The 21,207-nt window shown below is 73.6% G+C and carries 18 protein-coding genes and 1 tRNA gene; 5 read left to right on the forward strand and 14 right to left on the reverse strand.

Annotated features, from left to right (window positions below):
* Positions 1 to 68: 68 nt before the first annotated feature.
* From OG552_RS15595 to OG552_RS15605, 3 genes are all read right to left on the reverse strand, one after another.
* Complete coding sequence (locus tag OG552_RS15595) at positions 69 to 2,312, reverse strand: DEAD/DEAH box helicase (protein WP_329133326.1); 2,244 nt, start codon at positions 2,310 to 2,312, stop codon at positions 69 to 71.
* Between the two features lie 222 nt (positions 2,313 to 2,534).
* The gene (locus tag OG552_RS15600) at positions 2,535 to 3,035 is read right to left on the reverse strand and encodes a hypothetical protein (protein ID WP_329133328.1); all 501 of its coding nucleotides are present in this window, start codon (positions 3,033 to 3,035) and stop codon (positions 2,535 to 2,537) included.
* A gap of 181 nt (positions 3,036 to 3,216) precedes the next feature.
* Positions 3,217 to 3,567 (reverse strand): metallopeptidase family protein, encoded by a 351-nt coding sequence (locus tag OG552_RS15605; protein ID WP_329133329.1) that lies wholly within the window; start codon positions 3,565 to 3,567, stop codon positions 3,217 to 3,219.
* Between the two features lie 131 nt (positions 3,568 to 3,698).
* On the opposite strand from OG552_RS15605, the gene OG552_RS15610 reads away from it, so the two are divergent.
* Positions 3,699 to 3,774, forward strand: a tRNA-Glu gene (locus OG552_RS15610).
* Positions 3,775 to 3,858: 84 nt separating this feature from the next.
* Here OG552_RS15610 and OG552_RS15615 read toward each other — a convergent pair.
* Entirely contained in the window at positions 3,859 to 4,638 is a 780-nt protein-coding gene (locus OG552_RS15615) for an SDR family NAD(P)-dependent oxidoreductase (protein ID WP_329133331.1), read from the reverse strand.
* 329 nt (positions 4,639 to 4,967) lie between these two features.
* Here OG552_RS15615 and OG552_RS15620 point away from each other — a divergent pair, with 329 nt between their 5' ends.
* Positions 4,968 to 5,558, forward strand: a complete 591-nt coding sequence (locus OG552_RS15620) for a TetR/AcrR family transcriptional regulator (protein WP_329133333.1) — start codon at positions 4,968 to 4,970, stop codon at positions 5,556 to 5,558.
* Positions 5,559 to 5,727: 169 nt separating this feature from the next.
* Here the strand turns inward: OG552_RS15620 and OG552_RS15625 are convergent, their stop codons facing one another.
* Entirely contained in the window at positions 5,728 to 6,789 is a 1,062-nt protein-coding gene (locus tag OG552_RS15625) for a M56 family metallopeptidase (protein ID WP_329133335.1), read from the reverse strand.
* Positions 6,786 to 7,331, reverse strand: a complete 546-nt coding sequence (locus OG552_RS15630) for a BlaI/MecI/CopY family transcriptional regulator (RefSeq protein ID WP_329133337.1) — start codon at positions 7,329 to 7,331, stop codon at positions 6,786 to 6,788. Before OG552_RS15630 ends, OG552_RS15625 begins: the two co-directional genes overlap by 4 nt.
* A 98-nt stretch (positions 7,332 to 7,429) precedes the next feature.
* On the opposite strand from OG552_RS15630, the gene OG552_RS15635 reads away from it, so the two are divergent.
* On the forward strand, positions 7,430 to 10,042 hold the full coding sequence (locus OG552_RS15635) for a YfhO family protein (protein ID WP_329133339.1): 2,613 nt from the start codon (positions 7,430 to 7,432) through the stop codon (positions 10,040 to 10,042).
* A gap of 3 nt (positions 10,043 to 10,045) precedes the next feature.
* Here the strand turns inward: OG552_RS15635 and OG552_RS15640 are convergent, their stop codons facing one another.
* The 6 genes from OG552_RS15640 to OG552_RS15665 all read right to left on the reverse strand — a co-directional run bounded on the left by OG552_RS15640 (position 10,046) and on the right by OG552_RS15665 (position 14,849).
* Entirely contained in the window at positions 10,046 to 11,122 is a 1,077-nt protein-coding gene (locus OG552_RS15640) for a radical SAM protein (RefSeq protein WP_329133341.1), read from the reverse strand.
* Between the two features lie 129 nt (positions 11,123 to 11,251).
* A complete protein-coding gene (locus tag OG552_RS15645) occupies positions 11,252 to 11,857 on the reverse strand; it encodes a methylated-DNA--[protein]-cysteine S-methyltransferase (RefSeq protein WP_329133343.1) in 606 nt (201 codons plus the stop codon).
* Positions 11,858 to 11,859: 2 nt separating this feature from the next.
* Positions 11,860 to 12,327 (reverse strand): RNA polymerase sigma factor, encoded by a 468-nt coding sequence (locus OG552_RS15650; RefSeq protein ID WP_329133345.1) that lies wholly within the window; start codon positions 12,325 to 12,327, stop codon positions 11,860 to 11,862.
* A gap of 433 nt (positions 12,328 to 12,760) precedes the next feature.
* Entirely contained in the window at positions 12,761 to 13,306 is a 546-nt protein-coding gene (locus tag OG552_RS15655; RefSeq protein ID WP_329133348.1) for a DinB family protein, read from the reverse strand.
* A 101-nt stretch (positions 13,307 to 13,407) separates the two neighbouring features.
* Positions 13,408 to 13,734: a hypothetical protein gene (locus OG552_RS15660; RefSeq protein ID WP_329133350.1), complete on the reverse strand. Its 327-nt coding sequence runs from the start codon at positions 13,732 to 13,734 to the stop codon at positions 13,408 to 13,410.
* A gap of 119 nt (positions 13,735 to 13,853) precedes the next feature.
* On the reverse strand, positions 13,854 to 14,849 hold the full coding sequence (locus tag OG552_RS15665; RefSeq protein ID WP_329133352.1) for a L,D-transpeptidase: 996 nt from the start codon (positions 14,847 to 14,849) through the stop codon (positions 13,854 to 13,856).
* Between the two features lie 291 nt (positions 14,850 to 15,140).
* On the opposite strand from OG552_RS15665, the gene OG552_RS15670 reads away from it, so the two are divergent.
* Both OG552_RS15670 and OG552_RS15675 read left to right on the forward strand, forming a co-directional pair.
* The gene (locus OG552_RS15670; RefSeq protein WP_329133354.1) at positions 15,141 to 15,665 is read left to right on the forward strand and encodes a spore-associated protein A; all 525 of its coding nucleotides are present in this window, start codon (positions 15,141 to 15,143) and stop codon (positions 15,663 to 15,665) included.
* Between the two features lie 232 nt (positions 15,666 to 15,897).
* On the forward strand, positions 15,898 to 17,646 hold the full coding sequence (locus OG552_RS15675) for a TIGR03767 family metallophosphoesterase (RefSeq protein WP_329133356.1): 1,749 nt from the start codon (positions 15,898 to 15,900) through the stop codon (positions 17,644 to 17,646).
* Between the two features lie 96 nt (positions 17,647 to 17,742).
* Here the strand turns inward: OG552_RS15675 and OG552_RS15680 are convergent, their stop codons facing one another.
* Both OG552_RS15680 and OG552_RS15685 read right to left on the reverse strand, forming a co-directional pair.
* Positions 17,743 to 18,582 carry a PhzF family phenazine biosynthesis isomerase gene (locus OG552_RS15680; RefSeq protein WP_329133358.1) on the reverse strand — a complete coding sequence of 280 codons (840 nt, stop codon included), beginning with the start codon at positions 18,580 to 18,582 and terminating at the stop codon, positions 17,743 to 17,745.
* Positions 18,583 to 18,911: 329 nt separating this feature from the next.
* On the reverse strand, positions 18,912 to 21,170 hold the full coding sequence (locus OG552_RS15685) for a hypothetical protein (RefSeq protein ID WP_329133359.1): 2,259 nt from the start codon (positions 21,168 to 21,170) through the stop codon (positions 18,912 to 18,914).
* Positions 21,171 to 21,207: the final 37 nt, after the last annotated feature.

Here is a 21,207-nt window from a genome sequence, read left to right on the forward strand (position 1 = left end):
GCGGGGGTGGAGGGCGGAACGGGCCCGTGGCGGGTGCCACGGGCCCGGTCGCGCAGGCGGTCCGGCGGTCAGCCGTTGCGCTTCCAGCGGGGCTTGCGGTCGGCGCTGGGGGTGCCGTACGAGGACGGGCCGGAGGGGCGGCGGTCGTCGCGGTTGTACGACGAGGGACCGGAAGGGCGGCGGTCGTCACGGTTGTACGAGGACGGGCCGGAAGGACGCCGGTCGTCGCGGTTGTACGACGAGGGACCCGCCGGGCGGCGGTCGTCGCGGTTGTACGAGGACGAGCCAGAGGGGCGGCGGTCGTCACGGTTGTACGCCGGACGTGCGTCCCGGCTGTCGGTCCGGTCGCCGTACGACGGACGGCGGTCGTCACGGTTGTACGAGGACGGGCCGGAAGGACGCCGGTCATCCCGGTTGTACGCCGGACGCGCGTCCCGGCTCTCGCTCCGGTCGCCGTACGACGGACGGCGGTCGTCACGGTTGTACGCCGGACGCGCGTCCCGGCTCTCGCTCCGGTTCCCGTACGACGGGCGACGGTCGTCCCGGTTGAAAGTGGAAGGACGGCGCTCGTCGCGGTTGCCGTACGACGGGCGGCGGTCGTCACGGTCCCGGTTGTACGCGGGTCGCGCGTCCCGGCTCTCGCTCCGGTTGCCGTAGGACGGGCGGCGGTCGTCACGGTCGCGGTTGTTGTAGGACGGCCGGTCGTCGCGGCGCCGGTCGAAGTTGCCCCGGTCGTCGCGCCGTTGCTCCTCGCGGGGCTCCGGTACGGTCACCACCGCGGCAGCGGCGGCCGCCTCCGCGGCGAGTTCGGCGGCCTTCGCGGCCACCGCCTCCTCCGGGTCCTCCCCGCGCTCGCGCGCCGAGCGGGCCGTCAACCGGTCCGCCTCCTCGCGGAGTTCGGCGGCACGGCGCTGGAGCCGCTCCAACTGGCGGGTGACTTCGGCCACTTCCCGCTCGGCCTGGACGGCCGCGTTCTGCAGCGCGTCGGCCTGGACATCGGTCAGCGAACGCGCGCCGGTGATCCGGGCGACGTCCTCGTCGAAGACGCCGGCGCCGCCGATGATGTGGCGCGAGGCGTCCACGCCCGCGTCCTCCATCAGCCGGAAGATCTGCTTGCGCTGGTGCGGCAGCGCCAGCGAGACCACCGTGCCGGACTCGCCCGCGCGGGCGGTGCGGCCGGAGCGGTGCAGGTAGTCCTTGTGGTCGGCGGCCGGGTCGACGTTGAGCACCAGACCGATGCCGTCGACGTGGATGCCGCGGGCGGCGACGTCGGTGGCGACCAGCACGTTCACCCGGCCGGCCTTGAAGTCCTCAAGGGTGCGGGTGCGGGCGCCCTGGGTCATACCGCCGTGCAGCGCGTCGGCCCGTACACCGGACTCGATGAGCTGCTCGGCGACACGGTCGGCGCCCATCTGGGTGCGGACGAAGATGATCGTGCGGCCCTTGCGGGCGGCGATGGCCGCGGTGACCGGCGCCTTGTCCTTCGGCTTCACGATCAGCACGTGGTGGCTCATGGTGGTCACCGCGCCCTGGGCCGCGTCGACCTCGTGGGTGACCGGCTTGACCAGGTAACGCCGGACCAGGGTGTCGATCTCGTTCTCCAGCGTGGCGGAGAAGAGCAGCCGCTGGCCGCCGGCCGGGATCAGGTCGAGGATCTCGGTGACCTCGGGCAGGAAGCCCATGTCGGCCATCTGGTCGGCCTCGTCGAGGACCGCGATCTGCACCTGGTCGAGCGAGGCGGAGCCCCGGTTGATCAGGTCACGCAGCCGGCCGGGGGTGGCGACCAGCACGTCCACGCCGCGTTCCAGGGCGTAGATCTGGTTCTGCATCGAGGTGCCCCCGCAGACGACCTTCATCTTCAGGCCGAGCACGTCGCCGTACGGCTGGAGCGCGTCGGCGACCTGCATGGCCAGCTCGCGGGTCGGGGTGAGGATGACGCCGCGCGGGCGCTTGCGCTCGGTGTGGCCGCCGGCCAGCAGGGTCAGCAGCGGGAGGCCGAAGGCCAGGGTCTTGCCGGAGCCGGTCCGGCCGCGGCCCAGGATGTCCCGCCCGGACAGCGCGTCCGGGATGGTGGCGGCCTGGATCGGGAACGGGCTGACCACGCCGTTCTGGGTGAGCTTGCGGACGATGTCGTCGGCAAGGCCGAGGTCCGCGAAGGTCACCCCCGGGGCGTCGGGGGCGTTGTCGAGCAGGGCCGCGGCGGGGTCGACGGTGACCGTGGTGGTGGTGGTGTCGGCGTTCACCGGAGCCGTGACGGCCTCGGTGATGACGTTCTCGGGCATGACGGAACGGTCGGCACTGTCAAGGGACATGCGAAAGCAAAACCTCTCGGAGACTTACGGCACGCGCCAGCTCCGCAGGTTGCTTACAACCGCCTCGATGCGGTCAGCCACAGGAGAAAAGGAACGCGCCACGGGGCGCGTATCGGTTCAGGCGCCAGGACACAGGGGAAGTGGGATCAAACGATCTACCAGCATACGCATCGGACGTCGCTTTTGCCAATCACCTCCGGAGACCGGCCCTGACCTGGGGCTTCAGTCCTCGGAGCCCGGGTCGGGCGAACCGGGGTCGGAGGTCGGGGTCTGGCTGGGCGGATCGGCGGGCGGGGTGGTGGTCGGGTCGGCCGGCGGGGTGGTGGGGGGCGGCGGGTCCTGGGTCGGCGACACCTGGGCGGTGGGCTGCGGGACCGTACCGCCGTCGGCGGAAGGCGGCAGGGCCCGGCCGCCGGGCTTCCCCGAGGAGCGGGTGCCCGCCGGCGAGGCCGCGCCGGCGGACGGCGAGGCACCGGAGGCGGTGGGCGACGGCGACATCCCGTTCTTTCCTGCCGGGCGGCCCGGGCCCGGCGCCAACTGCCCGCCGCGCGGCCCGTCCGCGACGCTGTCGGCGCTGGCCGGCGCGTGGCTGCTCGCCTTGGGACCGGGCTCGCTGCCCGCGCTGACGCAGGCGGCGACACCGGCGGCCACCAGCGTGACGAGGACGGCGGAGCGGATCCCGGCGATACGGGCCCGGGTGCGGGGACGGTGCGGTGCGGGCATACGGGGACCTCGGGCGGCTCGGTGGGGGGCGCCTACGCGGGGCGTACGCGGCCGGTCTCGCGGTGTCCAACGCGGGGGCGCCCCAGCGGACACGCCCGCCCGCACCCGTACGGCCGTACCCCTGCCCGAGGGGCCGCCACCCGCACCCGCCCACCGCGCCCCCCAGGGCCCGGCGCCCGGCTCACCCGTACCCGAGCGCGTGCAGCCGTTCGTCGTCGATCCCGAAGTGGTGGGCGATCTCGTGCACCACCGTGATCTCCGTCTCCTCGACGGCCTCCTCCCGGCTCGCGACCATCCGCAGCGTCGGGCCGCGGAAGATGGTGATCCGGTCCGGCAGCACCCCGGCGTACCACTCCCCCCGTTCGGTCAGCGGCGTCCCCTCGTACAGCCCCAGCAGCTCGGGCTGCCCGGGCGCGGGCTCGTCCTCCACGAATACGGCCACGTTGTCCATCAGGCGGGTCAGCTCGGCCGGGATCCGGTCGAGCGCCTCGCCGACCAGTTCCTCGAACTCCTCGCGGGTCATCTCCAGCACGCCTTCATTCTCCCGGGCCGGCGGCCGGCCCGCCCGGCCCACCGCGAAAGCGTTTTGCCGTTCCCCCAGCGGATCCCATATGCTGCACGCGTCCCCGAAGTGCGCCGACGGCGCCCACGGACGGCCATCTCGCCCTCATCGTCTAGTGGCCCAGGACGCCGCCCTTTCAAGGCGGTAGCACGGGTTCGAATCCCGTTGGGGGCACCACACATCCGGCAGGCCCGGGCGCCCGGCCCTGCGGCGGCCGGATCCGCGCGGACGGCCAACGCCCGGTTCCCTCCCCCGAGTCCGTCAGACCTGGACCTGTCCGCCGTCGACGACGTACTCGGCGCCGGTGACGAACGAACTCTCCGGGCCAGCGAGGAATGCCGCGAGCGCCGCGACCTCCTCGGGGCGGCCCATACGGTTCAGGGGGGTCTGGGACTCCAGTGCGGCATGGAAGTCCTCGGTGCTCATCCCGTTCAGCGCGGCCAGCCCGACGATCGCGGGGGTGGCGACCGGGCCGGGGGTGATCACGTTGACGCGCACACCGCGGGGCGCCAGCTCGGCGGCCCAGGTGCGGCCCAGGCTGCGGATGGCGGCCTTGGAGGCCGCGTAGACACCCATGCCGGTGGTGCCCTGGTAGATCGTGGAGGAGCCGAGCAGGATCACCGACGCGGTCGGGGTGAGCAGCGGCAGCGATTTCTGCACGGTCAGCAGGGTGCCCTTGGTGTTGACGCCGAAGACCAGGTCGAACTGCTCCTCGGTGGCGTCCGCCAGGCTGGACACGGTGCCCAGGCCCGCGTTGGCCACGACGACGTCCAACTCCCGCCCGTCCGCACGGATCCGGTCGATGACACGGTCGAGGTCGGCCGCCCGGGAGACGTCGCAGGGGACGGCGACCGCGTCCGGTCCTGCCTCCGCGGCTGCGGCTTCGAGCTCGTCCTCGCGGCGTCCGGTGAGGTAGACGCGGGCGCCGTCGTCGGCGAAGCGGCGGGCGATGGCCCGGCCGATGCCGCTGGAGGCGCCGGTGACGAGGGCGGTTTTTCCGTGCATGGAGGTTGTGGCGGCTGTTGCAGTTGTGGCGTTCATGGCGGGGTCCTTTCGGTGGGGCGTGACGGGGTGGGCCGAGGTGCTGCGGTCCCGCCCGGGTGCCTCGGCCGTCCGCTGCCGGAGGGCGGCGCGCTTCCGGTGGCTCACCCGGGCGTCCGGTGGGCCGGTGAACGCGCCCGGGAGGAGGCGGAGTTGGCCGGTCCCGGGTGCGTCGTCCCGCGCTGCCGCGTGCCGCGGTGGGCGCACGTGACCTGGTGCGGAGGGCCCCGCAGCCGGGGTGGCCGAGGTGGCCAGGAGGGTTCTTGACCGCCTCGTCCAGAACGTAGCCCATTCTGGACGAGGCGGTCAAGAATGGGTAGGCTGGGGGCATGGCACGACCGCGGAGCTTCGATCAGGACGAGGTGCTGCGCATCGCCAGGGACCAGTTCTGGACGACCGGTTACGCGGCGACGAGCGTGGACGACATCCTCACCGCCACCGGACTGGGCAAGGGCAGCCTCTACGGCGCCTTCGGCGACAAGCACCAGCTCTTCCTGCGCGCCTTCGAGGCCTATTGCGCCGGGCTGATCGAGGCGGTGGGGCGGGCGCTCGACGGGCCCGACGACGGCGCCTACGAGCGGCTGCGCGCACACATCCTGGCGGTGACCGACGCCACGGCCTCGGACGTCTGGCTGCGCGGCTGCCTGCTCGCCAAGGGCACGGCGGAGCTCTCCGAGCGGGATCCGGCCGTGGTGGCGACCGCCCGCCGGACCTTCGCGGCCATCGAAGGCTCGCTCACCTCGTGCGTCGCCGGCGCCCAGCGGGCGGGTGACATCACCCCGGACATGGACCCCGCCCGGCTCGCGGGACTCGTCCTCGCCGTTCTCCGCGGCATCGAAGCGCTCGGCAAGGGCGGCAGCAGCCCCGAGTCCCTGCGCGCCATCGCCGACACCGCCCTGGCCCTGCTGCCCCGCCCGTAAGCCGCCTCCGGCCCGTCACCGGGCATCCCCACCCACGGAACGGACCCGCACGTACCGCGGCTCCCGCCGCCCCCCGCCCGCAAGGCGGGACCCTCACCCACCGCCCCCGCCCGTAAGACGGGAGCGCCACCCGCGGGCTCCGCCAGGGAAGCCGCTCCAGCAGGCTCCGTCACGCGGCCTCGTGGGACGCCACCTTGATGTGGCGCGTGGCGTGGTGGGCCGGACGGCGGGGGTGGGTGGTGGCGCCGGTCACGTGGGCGGCGGGGGAGGTGACGTGCCGGTGGAAGTGGTGCGCGGCGGGGCCGACGGTGCGGGTGTGGGCCGGCAGCGCGGCGACGTCGAAGAGCTGCTCACCGGAGCGTTCGAGGGCGTACGTGGCCAGGGCGCTGGCGATCAGCAGGGCGGTGAGCGCCGCGAGGGCGAACGGGCGGCGCCGGGGCGGGCGGGCGAGCAGCGCGTGCACCCGGCCGGACACGTCCCCGCCGGTGGCGGCGAGCGCCGAGGGCCCCGCCCACCGCGGCGCATCGTGCTGGAGCAGGGCCGTACGCGCGATGGTCCTGGCGACCAACTGCCGGTCGCCGACGCTGCGGGCGGCGTCCTCGTCGGCCCAGCGCTCCACCGCGTGGCCCGCCGCGGTGGCCGTCGGACGCAGGAACGGGTTGACACCGGCCGCGAGTTCGGCCGCCAGGGTCCACCAGACGTGCCGGTGCACCAGATGCGAGTGCTCGTGGGCGAGGACGACTCGGCGTTCCGCCGGGGTGAGCGCCTGGAGCAGGCCCGAGGTGACGACGATGCGGGCGGCCGGGGCGGGGGTGGTGAACGCGTCCGGCCACGCGCTGTCGAGGACGATCACCGGGTCGGCGGACCGGGGGCCGCGCGCCGCCTGGTAGACGACGGCCAGCGCGCGCAGCCGCCGGGTGACGGTCACCGCGGTCCGTACGGCGGCCGCGGTGAGCAGCAGCAGGCTCACGGCGGCGAGCGGATCGGGAACCGGGTCGATCGCCTGCAGGCGGGAGGTGGACCAGGGGCCGAGGGCGGCGACCGCGGGCAGTTGCCCCAGCCAGGTGAGGGCGAGCACGCCCAGCAGGAGCAGGGTGGAGGCGGCGATGGCGAGGCTCGCGGGCACGAGCAGCCGGGTGGCGGTGGACGGCGGGAGCCGGCGGCCCAGCGAGGGCGCGGTGAGTATGAACAGCAGGCAGGCGACCAAGGTCGCCCAGAGCGCGTCCGTCATCCGTCAACCACCCCGGTCCCGCCCGCATCCCCCGAAGGGGCGGAATCGCCGGCGTCCGCGGCACCCCCCGCGCCGCCGTCCGCACCCGCCTCCGCGGCCCCTCCCGCACCCGTGTCCTCGGCGCTTCCCGCATCCTCACCAGATCCCAGACCCACGGCGCCCCCGGCGCCCCCCGGAACCCCGGCACCCCCCGGTTCCAGCAGACTCCGCAGCAGGCGTTCGTCCGCCGCGCCCAGCGTCCCGACGAAGCGGGCCAGCACCCCGGCCCGGTCGACGTCCGCGTCCAGCAGCCGCTGCATCCGCTCCGCCGTCACCTCCGTGGAGTTCCGCGGCGCCGCGTACGCGTACCCGCGTCCGCTCGGCTGCCGGGCCGCCTCACCCTTGGCGTGCAGCCGGGCGAGCACCGTCATCACCGTGGTGTAGGCGAGTTCGCCGCCCAGCGCCTCGCGGACCTGAGCGGGCGTCATGGGCCGTTCGCCCGCCGCGAGTACGGCCAGGATGTCCCGTTCCAGGCTGCCGCGGGTCCGGCGTGGTGGGGCCATCGTGTCTCATCTCCAGTTACGCTACTACAAACAGTGTAGTAGTAGGGTGCCGGTACGAGCCGAGCATACGAGGGGCGATACAGACGGTGCTGACCCACGTGACCATCGAACCGGGCGCCCCGACGCCCGAGCGGCACCGCGTACGCCGACCGGGCCGGCCCGGGGCCGAGGCCGCGGCCGCCCTGCTCTCCTCGGCGGTCGCGATGGCGGCCTACTGCCTGGCGCTCGCCGTGCACGGCACCTATCCGTTCGGGCCCAGATCACGGGCGGTGAACGACCTCGGCAACCAGTTCGTGCCCTTCCACGAGCACCTGTGGGACCTGGCCCACGGCCGGTCCACCGGCGACCTGCTCTTCAACTGGGGCAGCGGCTACGGCGTCCCGTTCCTGGCCGATTTCCTCACCTACCTCATGGACCCGTTCTCCTGGCTGACCGTGCTCTTCCCGCGCGACGCGGTGCAGGCGCCGGTCTTCCTGGTGACCCTGCTGAGCATGGGCCTCGGCGCGGCCATGATGACCGTCTGGCTCGGCCTGCTGCGCCCGGGTTCGCCCTGGCTGCGGGCGCTGCTCGCGGTCGGCTACGGCGTCAGCGCCTGGAGCATCTCCAACGGCTTCTCCGACCCCATGTGGACCTGGGGCCTGGTCTCCTTCCCGCTGCTCGGCATCGCCGCCGACTGGTGCCTGCGCCGGCGCCGCTGGGTGGGCGGCGCGCTGCTCGTCACCGTCGCCTGGGCCGGCAACTTCTACACCGCGGCGATGGCCACCCTCGGGATGGGGCTGGTACTGCTGGTCCGGCTCGCCCTCGACGAACGCCCGCGGCGGGACCGGGGACGGATCCTGCTGCGCGCCGTCGCCATGACCGCGACCGGCATCCTGCTCGCCGCGCCGGTGCTCACCGTGACCTACAAGGCAAGCCGGGCCTCCCAGCCACCGCCCGTCATCACCTACCCGGGGCCGCCCGCACTCCGCGACTACCTCGCGCACCTGCTGCCCGGCGGGCTGTACCCCAGCGCCCCGCAGATCTCGGTCGGGCTGCTCGCCCTGCTGCTGGTCCTCGCCTTCCCCTTCATGCGCCGCGTGCCGGGCCGTGAACGCGCCCTGTGGGTCGCCCTGTTGCTGGTCGTCGCCCTCTCGTACGTCTGGCAGCCGACCATCCTGCTCTGGCACGGTCTGGCGATGCCCAACGGCAGTCCCTACCGGGCGTCCATCGCGCTGACCGCCATGCTCGTCGCGGTCGCCTGGCTTGCCCTCGCCCGCGGGCCGCGCCCCGGCGAACTGCTGGCCGGGGCGGGCGCGCTGGCGGTACTGCTGCTCGCCGTGCTGGGCAGCGGGTATCTCCGGCCCGCCGCCTGGCTGTTGACCGTCCCCGACGCCGTCCTCGCGCTGGGGCTTCTGCTGCTGCTCCACCGCCACCGGGGCGACCGGCGGGTGCGGATCGCCATCACCGCCGCGCTGACCTGCTCGGTCTTCATCGCCACCGCGTACAACGCCTTCTTCGTCACCGTCATCCGCGACCAGAGTCCCTGGTGGCAGCCGAAGCGGACCATCGACGCGGCGACGCTGGCCGCGGGCACCGCCGTCCGCGGTGCCGACAGCTGGCCGGCCGGCCGCTCCGACCCCGGGCCGCACGCCTTCGCGGACAACGATCCGCTGCTGCTGGGCGGCGAGGGCGGCGCCTACTACAGCAGTTACGTGCCCGAGCAGAGCGCGGTGACGCTGCGGGGCCTGGGCGCGGGCTGGTTCATGCACGGCCGCCACCTGCTCAGCGTCGACGACCCGGTGGGCCGGGCGATCATGGGGGTGCGCAGCTATCTGGCCCACGCGCCCGGCAGCGCCCACAACGGCTTCGTGCGGCGCACCGTGGCGGCTCCCCCGGTCGTCACCCTGCGGCCGGCCGCCACCCTGGACGGCGGGGCGCCGGACACCTCGGTCTTCGCCCGGCAGGAACGGGTGCTCGGCGCCCGGGTGTACACCGTCCCGGCGCTCTCCTACGCGGCCGGACCGCGGCCGCGCACCGGCCCGGGCGGCACCTGGCGGCTGCCCGGCAACGCCGCGGGGGCGGCGTTCACGTCCTTCACCGCGACCTGCGCGCCCGGCCGTTCGGTGTACGCGTACCTGCCCTGGTTCGACGGCACCCTCCAGGCGAACGGTGTCACCTACCGGCGGCACGCGGTCTTCCCCACCACCGCCGACGGGATCCTGCCCCTGGGCGCGGTGCCGGCCGGCGGCAGGTTCACCGTGGCGCTGGGCACGCACCGGGCCGAGGCCGTACCGCGCTTCCCGGTCGGCTGCCTCGACCCGCACGCGCTCGCCGCCGCGATCGCGCGGCTGAAGGCCACCGGACCGGTCCGGGTCACGGCCGGCGGTCATACGATCCGGGCGACCTTCCGGCCCGGCACCAGGGGGACCGCGGTGGTCTCCGTCCCGGCCGTGACCGGATGGCGGTGCTCGGTGAACGGCGGCAGGGCCGGCGCCCCGCACACCCTCGGCGGCCTGATCGCGGTGGGTCTCCGCGGCGGCTCCCGCCTCTCCTGCTCCTATGTCACCCCGGGGCTGGCCCCCGGGCTGTGGGCGAGTGGCCTGGCGCTGGTCGTCCTGCTGGCGGCCGGCCTGTTCTCCCTCGCCGGGGTCCGCCGCCTCGTCCGCCGGGGCGGGCCCCCGGCCCGGGAGAAGCCGATGGCGCCGCCGGCCGTCGCCGGCAGCCCGCGGTGAGGGTCAGAAGAGCGTGTCCTGGAGCAGGTCGGGTCCGGTTTCGGTGCGGCCGTTGAGGGCGAATTTGTCCTCGACCGCCGCGTCCGGGTCGGGCAGGCCGTACGCGGCGATCAGCGGGCGTATCAGGCCGCTGAGGCGGTCCCGGTACGCGCGCGGGGTTTCCGAGCCGCGAGCGTAGAGGTCGGCGTAGGCGGGCAGCAGCGCCGGGTGGTGGTCGCGGAGCCAGCCGAAGAAGACGTCCTTGACGCCGGCCGCCAGATAGAGCGGCGTGTAGAGGACGCTGGTGGCTCCGGCCCCGGCGACCGCCCTGACCAGCTCCTCCAGTTGGGCCGGCCGGTCGGTGAGCAGCGGCAGGATCGGCGACATGAAGACGGTGCAGTCCAGGCCGGCGTCACGGATCGCCCGGACGGTGGCCAGCCGCGCGGCCGTGGTGGCGGTGCCGGGCTCGACGGACTGCTGGAGCGTGTCGTCCAGCAGCGAGACCGAGACGCCCAGGTGCACGGTGGTGACCGCACTGGCCTTGGCGAGCCGGTCCAGGTCACGCCGGATCAAGGTGCCCTTGGTGAGGATCGAGAACGGCACCCGGGCGGCGGTGAGGGCGTCGATGATGCCGGGCATCAGCGCGTAACGGCCTTCGGCCCGCTGGTAGACGTCGGTGTTGGTGCCGAAGGCGACCCGCGGCGGGAGCCTGCGCTTGCGGGCGAGTTCGTCGCGCAGCACCTCGGCGATGTTGACCTTGACGATGATCTCGCGGTCGAAGTCCTCGGCCGGATTCAGCTGGAGCCGGGTGTGGGTGGGGCGGGCGAAGCAGTAGCGGCAGGCGTGGGTGCAGCCGCGGTACGGATTGAGCGTCCACTCGCCGGGCAGCATGCGCGCGTCGTCCGGCACGTGGTTGAGGGCGCTCTTCGCGAGGATCTCGTGGAAGGTGATGCCCTGGAACTCCGGGGTGCGGACGCTGCGGACGAAGTTCGACAGGCGGGCGAGACCGGGCAGGGCGGCGGCGTCGCGGGTGTCGACGCGCTGGCCGTCCCACCGGGTGACGGGAGGTCCCCCGGCCGTGCTCTTCGTGCCTGTGTCCACCTGACCCGGCCCCCTTCCGCCTGGCTCCTCCACCGAGCCCCCTCACTGTAGAGGCGCCCACTGACAACGGCCCCGGGCCGCCGGTCGGGTCACCCCTGGCCGGGGAGGAACTGCGGCGGCGCCGAACGGTCACGCGGCGGCCTCCAGGTCGAGCAGCAGCCGTTTGGCGGCGGCGCCGCCCGCGTACTGGCCGGGGGTGCCGTCGGAGCGGACCACCCGGTGGCAGGGCACGACCACCGGCAGCGGGTTGGTGGCGCAGGCGGTGCCCACCGCCCGGACCGCGCGGGGGCTGCCGGCCGCGAGGGCGACCTGGGCGTAGCTCTCGGTACGGCCGTAGCCGATCTCCGGGAGGTGGGCCAGGACCTCGCGGCGGAAGCCCTGGGAGAGCCGCCAGTCCAGCGGGAGCCGGAACTCCGTGCGGCGGCCGGCGAAGTACCCGTCGATCTGGCGGGCGGCCTCGTCGAGCCGGGCGGGGGCCCGCAGGATGCGGGGGCTGATCCGGTCGGCAAGCTGCTGGAGCACGGCCTCGTGGCCCTGCACGGCGTAGGCGATCTTGACCAGGCCCTGCTCGGTGGTGGCCAGCAGCAGCTGCCCGGCGGGGGTGTCCAGCGTGCGGTACGCGATGTCGAGCACGCCGTCGGCCTGCGCGTCGCGGGTCAGCCGGGCGTGCAGCCGGGCCATCGCCTCGGTGTCGTGTTCCGCCAGGCCGGCGAAGACGGTCTCGGGATCGGTCATGGTCAGGCCTCCATCGGGTACGTGCGGCGCAGCGTCTTCATGCCGTCGGCGGCGGCTCTGCGGGCGGCGTCGGTGCTGCCGCCGGTGAGCGCGGCGATCTCTCCGTAGGGCAGGCCGGCGAGGTAGTGGTACGCGACCGCGTGCCGCTGCCGCTCGGGCAGGGCCTTCAGTGCGCGCCACAGGTCAGGGTCGTACTCCCTGGTCCGCGCCGGCCGCTCGGGCGGCTCCCCGACGGGTACGGCCCGGCGGCCGGCGGCCCGGGCGGCGTCGATGGCCTTGCGGTGCGCGATGGTCACCAGCCACGCCTCGACGTTCGCGTCGTCCGGCAGGCCGGGATAAGCCCGCAGCGCGGCCAGGAATGCCTCCGACCAGGCGTCCTCCGCGTCATGCGGGCCCAGCACGGCCCGCACCACGCGGAGCACCATCGGGCCGTGCTGCGACACGATCTGTTCGAACGGGGGCTTGCTCACACCTGGTAAACGTACGACCCGCCCCAAACGTGAGCCGGCGCCCCCGGCGGTTCGCGGAATACGGTGCGGTGCCCGCCGGGGGCGGGGGGCCACGGATCGCGGAGTGCCCGCCCCCGCAGGGGGCGCGAGGAACTGCGCGAGCAACCCACCACCGGCCAGTGGCCCGGACACGACAGCAACAGCCCCTTTGGGCCGGTGACGGAGCGCGGCCCCATCGTGGCTGAGCGCGCAGTTCCCCGCGCCCCTGGTAAGGCACCCCGCCCCGCAGGGGGCGCGAGGAACTGCGCGAGCAACCCACCACCGGCCAGTGGCCCGGACACGACAGCAACAGCCCCTAACGGCCGGTGACGGAATGCGGCCCCATCGTGGCTGAGCGCGCAGTTCCCCGCGCCCCTGGTAAGGCACCGCTGCCGGCGATGCTGGGCGTCACCGGCTACCGCGCCGCCTGCTCCTGGGCGAGCAGGTCGAACGCCACCGCGCCGTCCAGCGACTCCCGGATGAGGTCGGCGTGGCCCGCGTGCCGCGCCTGCTCCTCGATGAGGTGCAGCAGGATCCAGCGGGCGCTGCGCTTGCCGTCCTGCGGGAACCACGGCGCCTCCGGCAGCGCCACCGCCACGTCGAGATCGGGCAGCGTGGCGACCGCCGCCCGGGTCTCCCGCCCCACCGCCTCCAGTTCGGCCAGCACTCCGGCCAGCGTCTCACCGGGCAGCAGCTGGAACTGACCCTGCCAGTCCGCCTCGGTGGTCCGCCGCCCGGCGGGCTCCGGACGGCCCATCAGGATCACCTGGATCCAGTTGCTCTCGCAGCGCGCCGCGTGCTTGACCAGGCCGCCCAGCGCCATCGCGCTCGCGGAGGGGTGTGCAGCGGCCTGCTCGTCGGTCAGCCCGCGCACCGCCCGCCGCAGCCCGCCCCGCTGCGCGTCCAGAAACGCCAGCAGGGCATCGCGCTCGTCGGTCTCCGCCTTCACCAGCTCCGGCATGCCGGCCACCTCTCGTCGGTTCGTTCGCCGCTGTCCTTACGGCTCCACGCTACGAACCGACGCGGTCAGCTTCTGTCCGCATGCGCCGGCGTAAGGAGCTCTCAGGCCCGGTACTCCACGACGCAGCGGTAGGCCCCGTTCTCCGTCCGCTCGCACACCACGTACGGCTCGCCGTCCCCGGCGACCGCCGCCTCCGGGCGCCACGGCATGACGGCCTCCCCCGCGAGCAGCGCGTCGAGGGTCTGCACCTCGGGGTCCCGGGGCGCCGGGTGGTGCTCGTAGGAGGCGGCCCCCAGGGCCAGGGCGACGGCCATGCCGAGCAGGTTCACCTCGTTCGGCAGTTCCGGCACGGTCGCGTCCGGCGTCGGGATCAGCCGGATGCCCTTGTCGGGGACGTCGGAAACTTTGGCGGCATACATGTCTGACATGGCCTGAGTCTCCTTCGCCCCCGCCCGCTGCCGCAACATCCCCGCCCGGCCGGTCGTGTCCCACCCGCCGGACGGGACCGCCGGGGCGGGGCCGGACCGCCCTGGCCGGCCCGCCGGGGTCAGACGGTGGTCGTGGTGATCTCGCCGGCGCCGCTGTCCTTGAGCCACTGCGACCAGGACAGGTTGTAGTCGGCGTAGCCGTTGCCGCCGGGGGCCTTGCCGCGCGGCGAGCCGGTGATGGTGACCGGGTCGCCCTGCTTGACGTAGTTGTAGAACCACTTGGCGTCGGCCAGCGAGAGGTGGACGCAGCCGTGCGAGCCGAAGCTGTGGCCCGGCTGCGGGTCACCGGTCGAGTAGTGGATGTACGTGCCCGAGGTGGTCAGGTGCACGTCCCACGGCAGGGTGAGGTCGTAGTAGTCCGGGTCGCTCTTGTTGCAGCTGATCCCGACGCTGCACGAGGTCATGTGGACCTTGGTGGCCTTGTCGATGACGGCCATCGTCCCGTCCCAGGACGGCCAGGTCGGGCTGCCCGCGTCGATCGGGAACGTCTTGACGACCTGTCCGTTGTGGAAGACCTTCAGGCTGTGCTTCTTGACGTCGACCTTGGTCTCGTTGTCGTCGCCGATGGTGAAGGAGTGGTGGTAACTGTGGGTGCCGTAGCGGCCGTTGCCGTTGGGCACGTTCGTCAGATCGGCGTCGACGGTGACCTTCGTACCGGACTTCCAGTACGCCTGCGGCCGGAAGTCCACCCGGGTGCTGCTGAACCAGTGCCAGGCGCCGGTGGTCGGCACCGAGGTGGATATCTTCAGGTGCTGCTCGATCCCGGCGCGGGCCGAGGTCGCCACGGGGTTGCTGAAGACCACGGAGACGGGCATCGCCACGCCGACCGTCGTCCCGGTCTGCGGAGTGATGGTGTCCAGCAGCATCGCCGGGCCCTTGGGCTTGGGCTTGGTCGGTTTCGGGCTTGGCGTGGCGGTACTGGTCGCGGGCGCCTTCCCGTCGTCGGCCGCGGCCGAGGACGACGTGGTCTTGTCCTTCCCGCCGCAGGCGGTGGTGCCGGCTAGCACCGCACCGGCCAACAGTGCGATGCCAATGCTGGTCCTGACCCGACTCATGCGTGTGCTCCGCTCATCTGCCTTCACGTGACGCCTCCGTATATAGAACGCTTACCCCACCGCGGGCGGTTGCACGTTCTCCGTAAAGCGGAAGCCAAGGCTCCTGTCCGAGCCCGGCCGCCGATACGTCACCGGTCACTCTCTGAATGCTCCCCGCCGTTCCCCCCGGTTACTCCCCGGGACGGTACGGTGACAGAACGGTGACGTTCTCCACCACAACTGACCGCCGGCCCCACTGGTCTCACTTGTCGGGTGCGGGAAGCGCCCACCGACATCACATGGGGGAATCACATGAAGCGTATCCGTACGGGTGCCGTCGTGACGGGGCTGGCCGCCGCTGGTCTGCTCGGCACGTTCGCGATCCCGGCCTCGGCGGGAGCGGCCGCCACATCCGCGCCGGCTTCCACCGCCACGGCGCCGGCGACGGCTCCGGTGACCACGGCATCGGCGGTCACGGCCTCGGCAAAGACCGCGACCGCGGCCACGGCTCCCGCCAACGTCGCCTACAACAAGGCGTGCGGGGCGGGCTACGGCGTCGTCGACCACGTCAACGTCGGCAGGGCGGGCACGGTCTACCTGACCTGGAACGACCGTACCGGCGAGAACTGCGTGGTGACCGTGCGGACCAAGCCGGGTCCTGCGGTCTACATGCTGGCGGGGATCTTCCTGACCGGCAACACGGAGATCGGGGCGTCGGACTCGGGGGCGTACACGACCTACGCGGGCCCGGTCTACCTTCCGGCCCGGGCGCAGTGCGTGAGCTGGCGGGGCATGATCGCGGACCAGTTCGTCTCGGCGCAGGGCCACTGCGGCTGAGCGCGGCTCAGCACCGCTGAACACGGCTGGTACGCAGGGGGCCGGGCGCCGACCACGCCCGGCCTCTTCGCCGTCCCCACCGGCCGCGGGCGAGTGTCCCAGCGGCGGTGGCCCGGGTGTCACGGAGGGTTCATGTGGTGGCCAACGGGTGTCGTCACCCTGGCGGTTGGCCGTTACCGGCTGGTAATACGTACCGAGCCCGCACGCCCACCTCACCCCAGGAGACACCGGCATGCGTCCACAGAGCAGACGGCAATTCCTCACCGGAGCCTCGGCGATGGCCGCCGCGGCCGCGCTGACCCTCGCCGACGGGCGGTACGCGTCCGCCGCCGAAAGGGACCGCGCGCTGGCCGCGTCCGCCGCCCGGGCCGTACGGGTCGAGGGCACGACGCTGGAGCAGGTCGCGACGCCGGGCGGCGCCGGCCCGTACTTCCGGCTGAGCGGTGGACCCGGGTGGCCGGTCGTGGTGCGCGGCGAACTCGCCGCCGCGGCGGCCGGGCGGGACGACCGCCGCACCGCGCTCGCCTCCTTCGTGCAGTTCACCGACCTGCACCTGGCCGACACCGAGTCGCCGGTCAGGTTCGAGTACCTGGCGCGGTACATCGACTCCGCGCACCGCCCGCACGAGGCCCTGACCGTACGGGGTGCGTCGTCACTGGTGGAGCGGGTCAACTCGCTGCCGGGCGGCCCCTACACGGGCGCCCCCTTCTCGCTGGTGATGGCGACCGGCGACAACACCGACAACCACGAACAGGTCGAACTCGACTGGTACCTCCAGGTGATGAGCGGCGGCCGGATCACGCCGAACACCGGTGACCCGGGCCGCTACGAAGGCGTGCAGAACTCCGGCTCCACGGCCTACTGGAACCCCGAGTCGTCCTTCCTCGACGACTACAAGAAGGCCGGCTTCCCCCACGTGCCGGGGTATCTGGCCGCCGCCGGGCGCCCGTTCACCGCGCCGGGCCTGCGGACGCCCTGGTACACCACGGTCGGCAACCACGACGACAGCATCGAGGGCACGCTGCCCGACCTCGGCCTGCTCAACTCCCTCTACACCGGCGACGGCAAGATCGAAGGTGTGGACGACGCCACCGCCGCCAAACTGGCGGACGCCATCCAGCACGACCCGGCCTCCGCCGTCCTCCTCTTCCTGCAACTGCTCGAAGGCGGCGGCCCGGTCCGGCAGATCACGCCCGACGCGCGCCGGGCACCCTTCACGCCCCAGCAGTTCGCGCAGGCGCACCTCAACCCGGCGTACACCGGGGCCGGTCCGGCCGGTCACGGCTTCACCTCGGCGGCGGCCTCCAGCGGCAAGCTCTACTACACCTTCCCGGTCGCCGAAGGCGTCCTCGGCATCAGCCTCGACACCACCAACCGGGCCGGTTTCGCGGACGGTTCGATCGGCGGCGCGCAGCTGAAGTGGCTGGAGTCGGTGCTGCAGTCGTACAGCACGCACTGGTACGACAAGGACGGGCACGTGGTACGCCGCGGCTCCCAGGACCAGCTGATCCTGATCTTCAGCCACCACACCAGCACCACCATGGGCAACCTGCTCCCCGACCCGTACAACCTCTTCGACGGCCGGCACAGCGGCGACGAACTCGTCACGCTCCTCCAGCGCTACCCCAACGTGCTGGCCTGGGTGAACGGCCACACCCACGCGAATCTGATCACCCCGCACGGCCACGCCGTCCCCGAGCGCGCCTTCTGGGAGATCAACACCGCCTCGCACATCGACTTCCCGCAGCACGCCCGGATCATCGAGATCGCCGACAACGCGGACGGCACGCTCTCCTTGTTCACGACGCTGGTGGAGTCGGCGGCGCCCTACGTCACCGACTTCGGCAGCACCTCGGACGCCGGACTGGCCGCGCTCTACCGGGAGTTGTCCTACAACGACCCATTCGCGACACCGGCCGCCAAGCTCGGCGGAACGGCGGACCACAACACGGAGCTGCTGATCGCGAAGCCGGGCGCCTGACCCGGGGCGGCGGGCCCCCGGGGTGCGGCGCGGACCGGAAGCCCGCCCGGTTCCGGCGCCGGTCCCGGGCGCGCCCGCCGCGGGCCGGGGGTCCGCTCAGGTGAGAGCGACCGCCGTACCGCGGACGGCGATGCCGCTGCCGGGCGCTTCCGGGACGGTGACCATCAGCAGGCTGGGGCGCCCCATGTCGTCGCCCTGGTGGACGGTGAGGGTCGCGGGCAGAGGCACCAGGCCGAGTTCCCGCAGGTAGCCGCCGAAGGCGGCCGCGGCGGCGCCGGTGGCGGGGTCCTCGACCACCCCGCCCGGCGGGAACGGGTTCCGGGCGTGGAAGACGGTGGGTGACACGCGGTGGACGAGATCGACCGTCGTCCAGCCGCGGTCGCTCATCAGCGCGCCCAGCGCGGCCATGTCGTAGTCGAGCCGGGCCAGCCGGTCGCGTCGGGCCGCGGCGATCACCGGGTGCCAGGCACCGGCGTACGCGACCCGGGGCGGCAGCGCCGGGTCCAGTTCGGCCGCCGACCAGCCGAGCGCGGCCAGCAGCGCCGTGAGGCCGGCGGAGTCGAGCGGTGCGGTACGCGGCGGTACGCTCACCAGCTCCGCGGTGACGAGTCCGGTGCCGTCGGCCGACGTACCGACCCGGACCACTCCCGCGCGCGTGTGGAACGCCAACTCCCCCACGCCGTACCGCTCCGCGTACGCCACCGCGGTCGCGATCGTCGCGTGCCCGCAGAACGGCACCTCGGCCAGCGGGCTGAAGTACCTGACGTCCAGCTCCCCGTCGGGCCGCGGCACCACGAACGCCGTCTCGGAAAAGCCCACTTCGGCGGCGACCGCCAGCATCGCGGCGTCGTCCGCCCCGGCGGCGTCGAGGACGACCCCGGCGGGATTCCCTCCGGCGGGATCGGTGGCGAAGGCCACGTAACGCAGTACGTCCATCCGCCCAAGCTATCCGGTCGGGCCGCTGCCGCGGACGGCCGTCAGGGGCCGGGCCGGGTCGTCGTCAGGGCGGGGCCGTGGGTGAAGGCGTCGGCCCCCGGAAGTCATTGACCCGGGCCGCCGGCTCGGCCCGGGTGGTGCCGAGGGGGTCGCCCTCCCGGCGGCGGGGCGCAGGTTCTCCTGCTCGGCGGCCGAGGCGGGCACGGCGCGGACGGTGGACTCGTCCGTCGGCGGCTTCCCTGCGGGCGGGTTTGCGGGCCGGCCGGACCCGGACGCAGAGTGCCCCCGCACGGTGGGTTCCGTGCGGGGGCACTCAGGGGTGGTGCGGGTCAGTGCTGGGTGCCGGCAGCCCAGAGGGGCGAGCCGGACGGGGAGGTGATGGTGACGTTGCCGTCCTTCTGGATGTTCAGGTGGGCGCCGGGGTTGCCCGCGGTCCCGGAGGACCAGAGCGTCTGGTTGGCGTCGTTGTAGACCACGAGGTGGCCGTCATCCTGGAAGACCGCGCGGTTGTTCTGCCCCTGGGTGTGCGACGACCAGCGGATCACCCCGTCCTCGTCGGAGATCACCAGGCTGCCGCTGGGCCGCATCGAGATACGCATGCGGTTGGTGGCCACGGAGTCACCGGTGTGGAGGACGTAGGTGGAGCTGATGCTCTTCGAGTGCCAGTGCGGCGTCGCGGGGGCGGCCGGCGCCGGGTCCGCCTTGGCCGGATCGGGCTTGGCGTGCACGGACTTGACGTGCGTCGGCCGGTGGGTGGTGTGCTGGTGGATGACCGGCTTGTCGGCGGCGGGCTTGTCCGCGCTCGGCTTGTCGGCGGCGGGCTTGTCTGCCGACGGCTTGTCGGCGGTCGGCTTGTCGGCCGACGGCTGGCCGGTGACGGTTCGCACCGTGTCGGGCGTCTTCACGTCCGGGGTGTCGGGCGAGTCCGGGGTGTCCGGCGAGTCGGGGGTGTCCGCGCCGGTCGGGTCCGTACCCGGCTTCTCCGCGATCTCCGGCTGCTCCGAACCCGGCCCGTCCGTCGCCGGCTTGTCGGCGTCGGGCGTGGTGACCGCCGGGTCCGTGACCGTGGTGCCGGTCGTGGTCTTGGCGGGGTCCGCGGTCGTGGTCGAACCGGTGGTCTTCGTGGAGTCCGCCGGCTTCGACGCGTCCGGCTTCGACGCGTCCGGCTTGGCCGTCTCCGGCTTCGCCACCACCAGGCTCGTCACCGGGTGCTTGACCGGAGCATCGGTGGCCGCCGGCTTCGACGCGGTCGTCGTCGGCTTGGCCTGCTCCTCCGTGGAGCCCTTGGTGTCCGTGGACGTGGTCTTCGTGTCCGTCTTCGTGTCCGCGGACTTCGTGTCCGTGGACGACTTCACCGCGGCCTTGACCACGTCCTTCTTGGGTTCCTGCGAGGTCGTGGTGGTAGCCGCCGGCTTGTTCACGGGCTTCGCCGCCGTCTTCGGCTCCGACTTCGGTTCGGTCTTCGCCGGGGCGAGGTCCGTGTGCGCCGTGGTCGCCGGGGCGACGAACTTCAGGATGGGGAGCTTCGGCTTGGTGACCTTGTCCGTGTCCTTGTGCGGCGACGCCTTGGGCTTCGCCGGTGTCGCCGGGGTGGCGTCGTCGTCCGAGGTCCCCGGAATGACCGGGAAGGCAGGGGCGAAGGGGAAGCCGTCGACGAGGGTCTGCGGCTTGCCGATGCCGACGAGCGGCTGCGGCGCGTACGGGCCGCCGGCGGACGGGATCTGCAGGTCGTTCTGGGTTCCGCCCGGGAGCAACGGGCCGGGTGCCGGCTGCGTCGCGAACGGGCCGGTGCTCGGCACCACCGCGGTGTCGCTGTGCGCCTTCCCCGGTGCCGGGACGGCTGCCCTGACCCCGGTGCCGGGCTCCGGCTCGGGGACCAGCGGGCTCGCCGAGTCCTTCGCCGAGTCCCGGGGCATCTGGCTGGCATAGCCGTCGGGACCGGCCGCGCTCCCGTGGTCGCCCTCGTCGTCCGGGCCGTCCAGGCTGGCGATCGGGAGCGGGTGCCCCGCGCCCTCGTAATTGGTCGTGGTGTCACGGTTGTTGTGCAGGAACGGCACGGAGACCAGCACCGCGCCGGCGAAAGCCGCCGCGGTCATCAGCGGCCACCGGCCGTGCTTGGTGCCGCCCGCCGCCGCGGTCCTTGCCGGCCGGCCGGGGTGGCCCTCGGCGAGGGCCGCCGCCAGGGCGCCGGTGAGAGTCGCTTCGGCGGCCTCGGTCTGGGCCGCGGTGGCCGCGGCCGGCTCCGCACCGGTCGCCGCGGTCTGCTGCTGGCGCCAGGAATCCGGGCGGAAGAGGCGTCCTGCGAGCGTGCTTCCGGGCTGGACCGCGCTCGCCGCGGCCGGAGTCGCCGCTGCCCGTCCGGCCCGGGCCGGAGCGGTACGGCGGCCGGTCGCCACAGCGGTGGCGGTCGCCGTACCGCCGCTGGTCGCGACCATTTGGGCGGCGGCGATGGCGGCCGAAGCGGCGGCGCCGCTGTGGTCGCCTTCGGTCAGCGGCAGGGCTATCGCGCGGCGGATGCGCGGCGATGCGGTCGGCGTGGCCGTCCCGACGGTGGGCGGCGGACCGCCGACCGGATGATCCAGGGCCATCCGTCCTCCTCTATCGACTGTGCTGGCGGGGGGAGTT

This window comes from Streptomyces sp. NBC_01476 (assembly GCF_036227265.1).
Classification (GTDB): Bacteria; Actinomycetota; Actinomycetes; order Streptomycetales; family Streptomycetaceae; genus Actinacidiphila.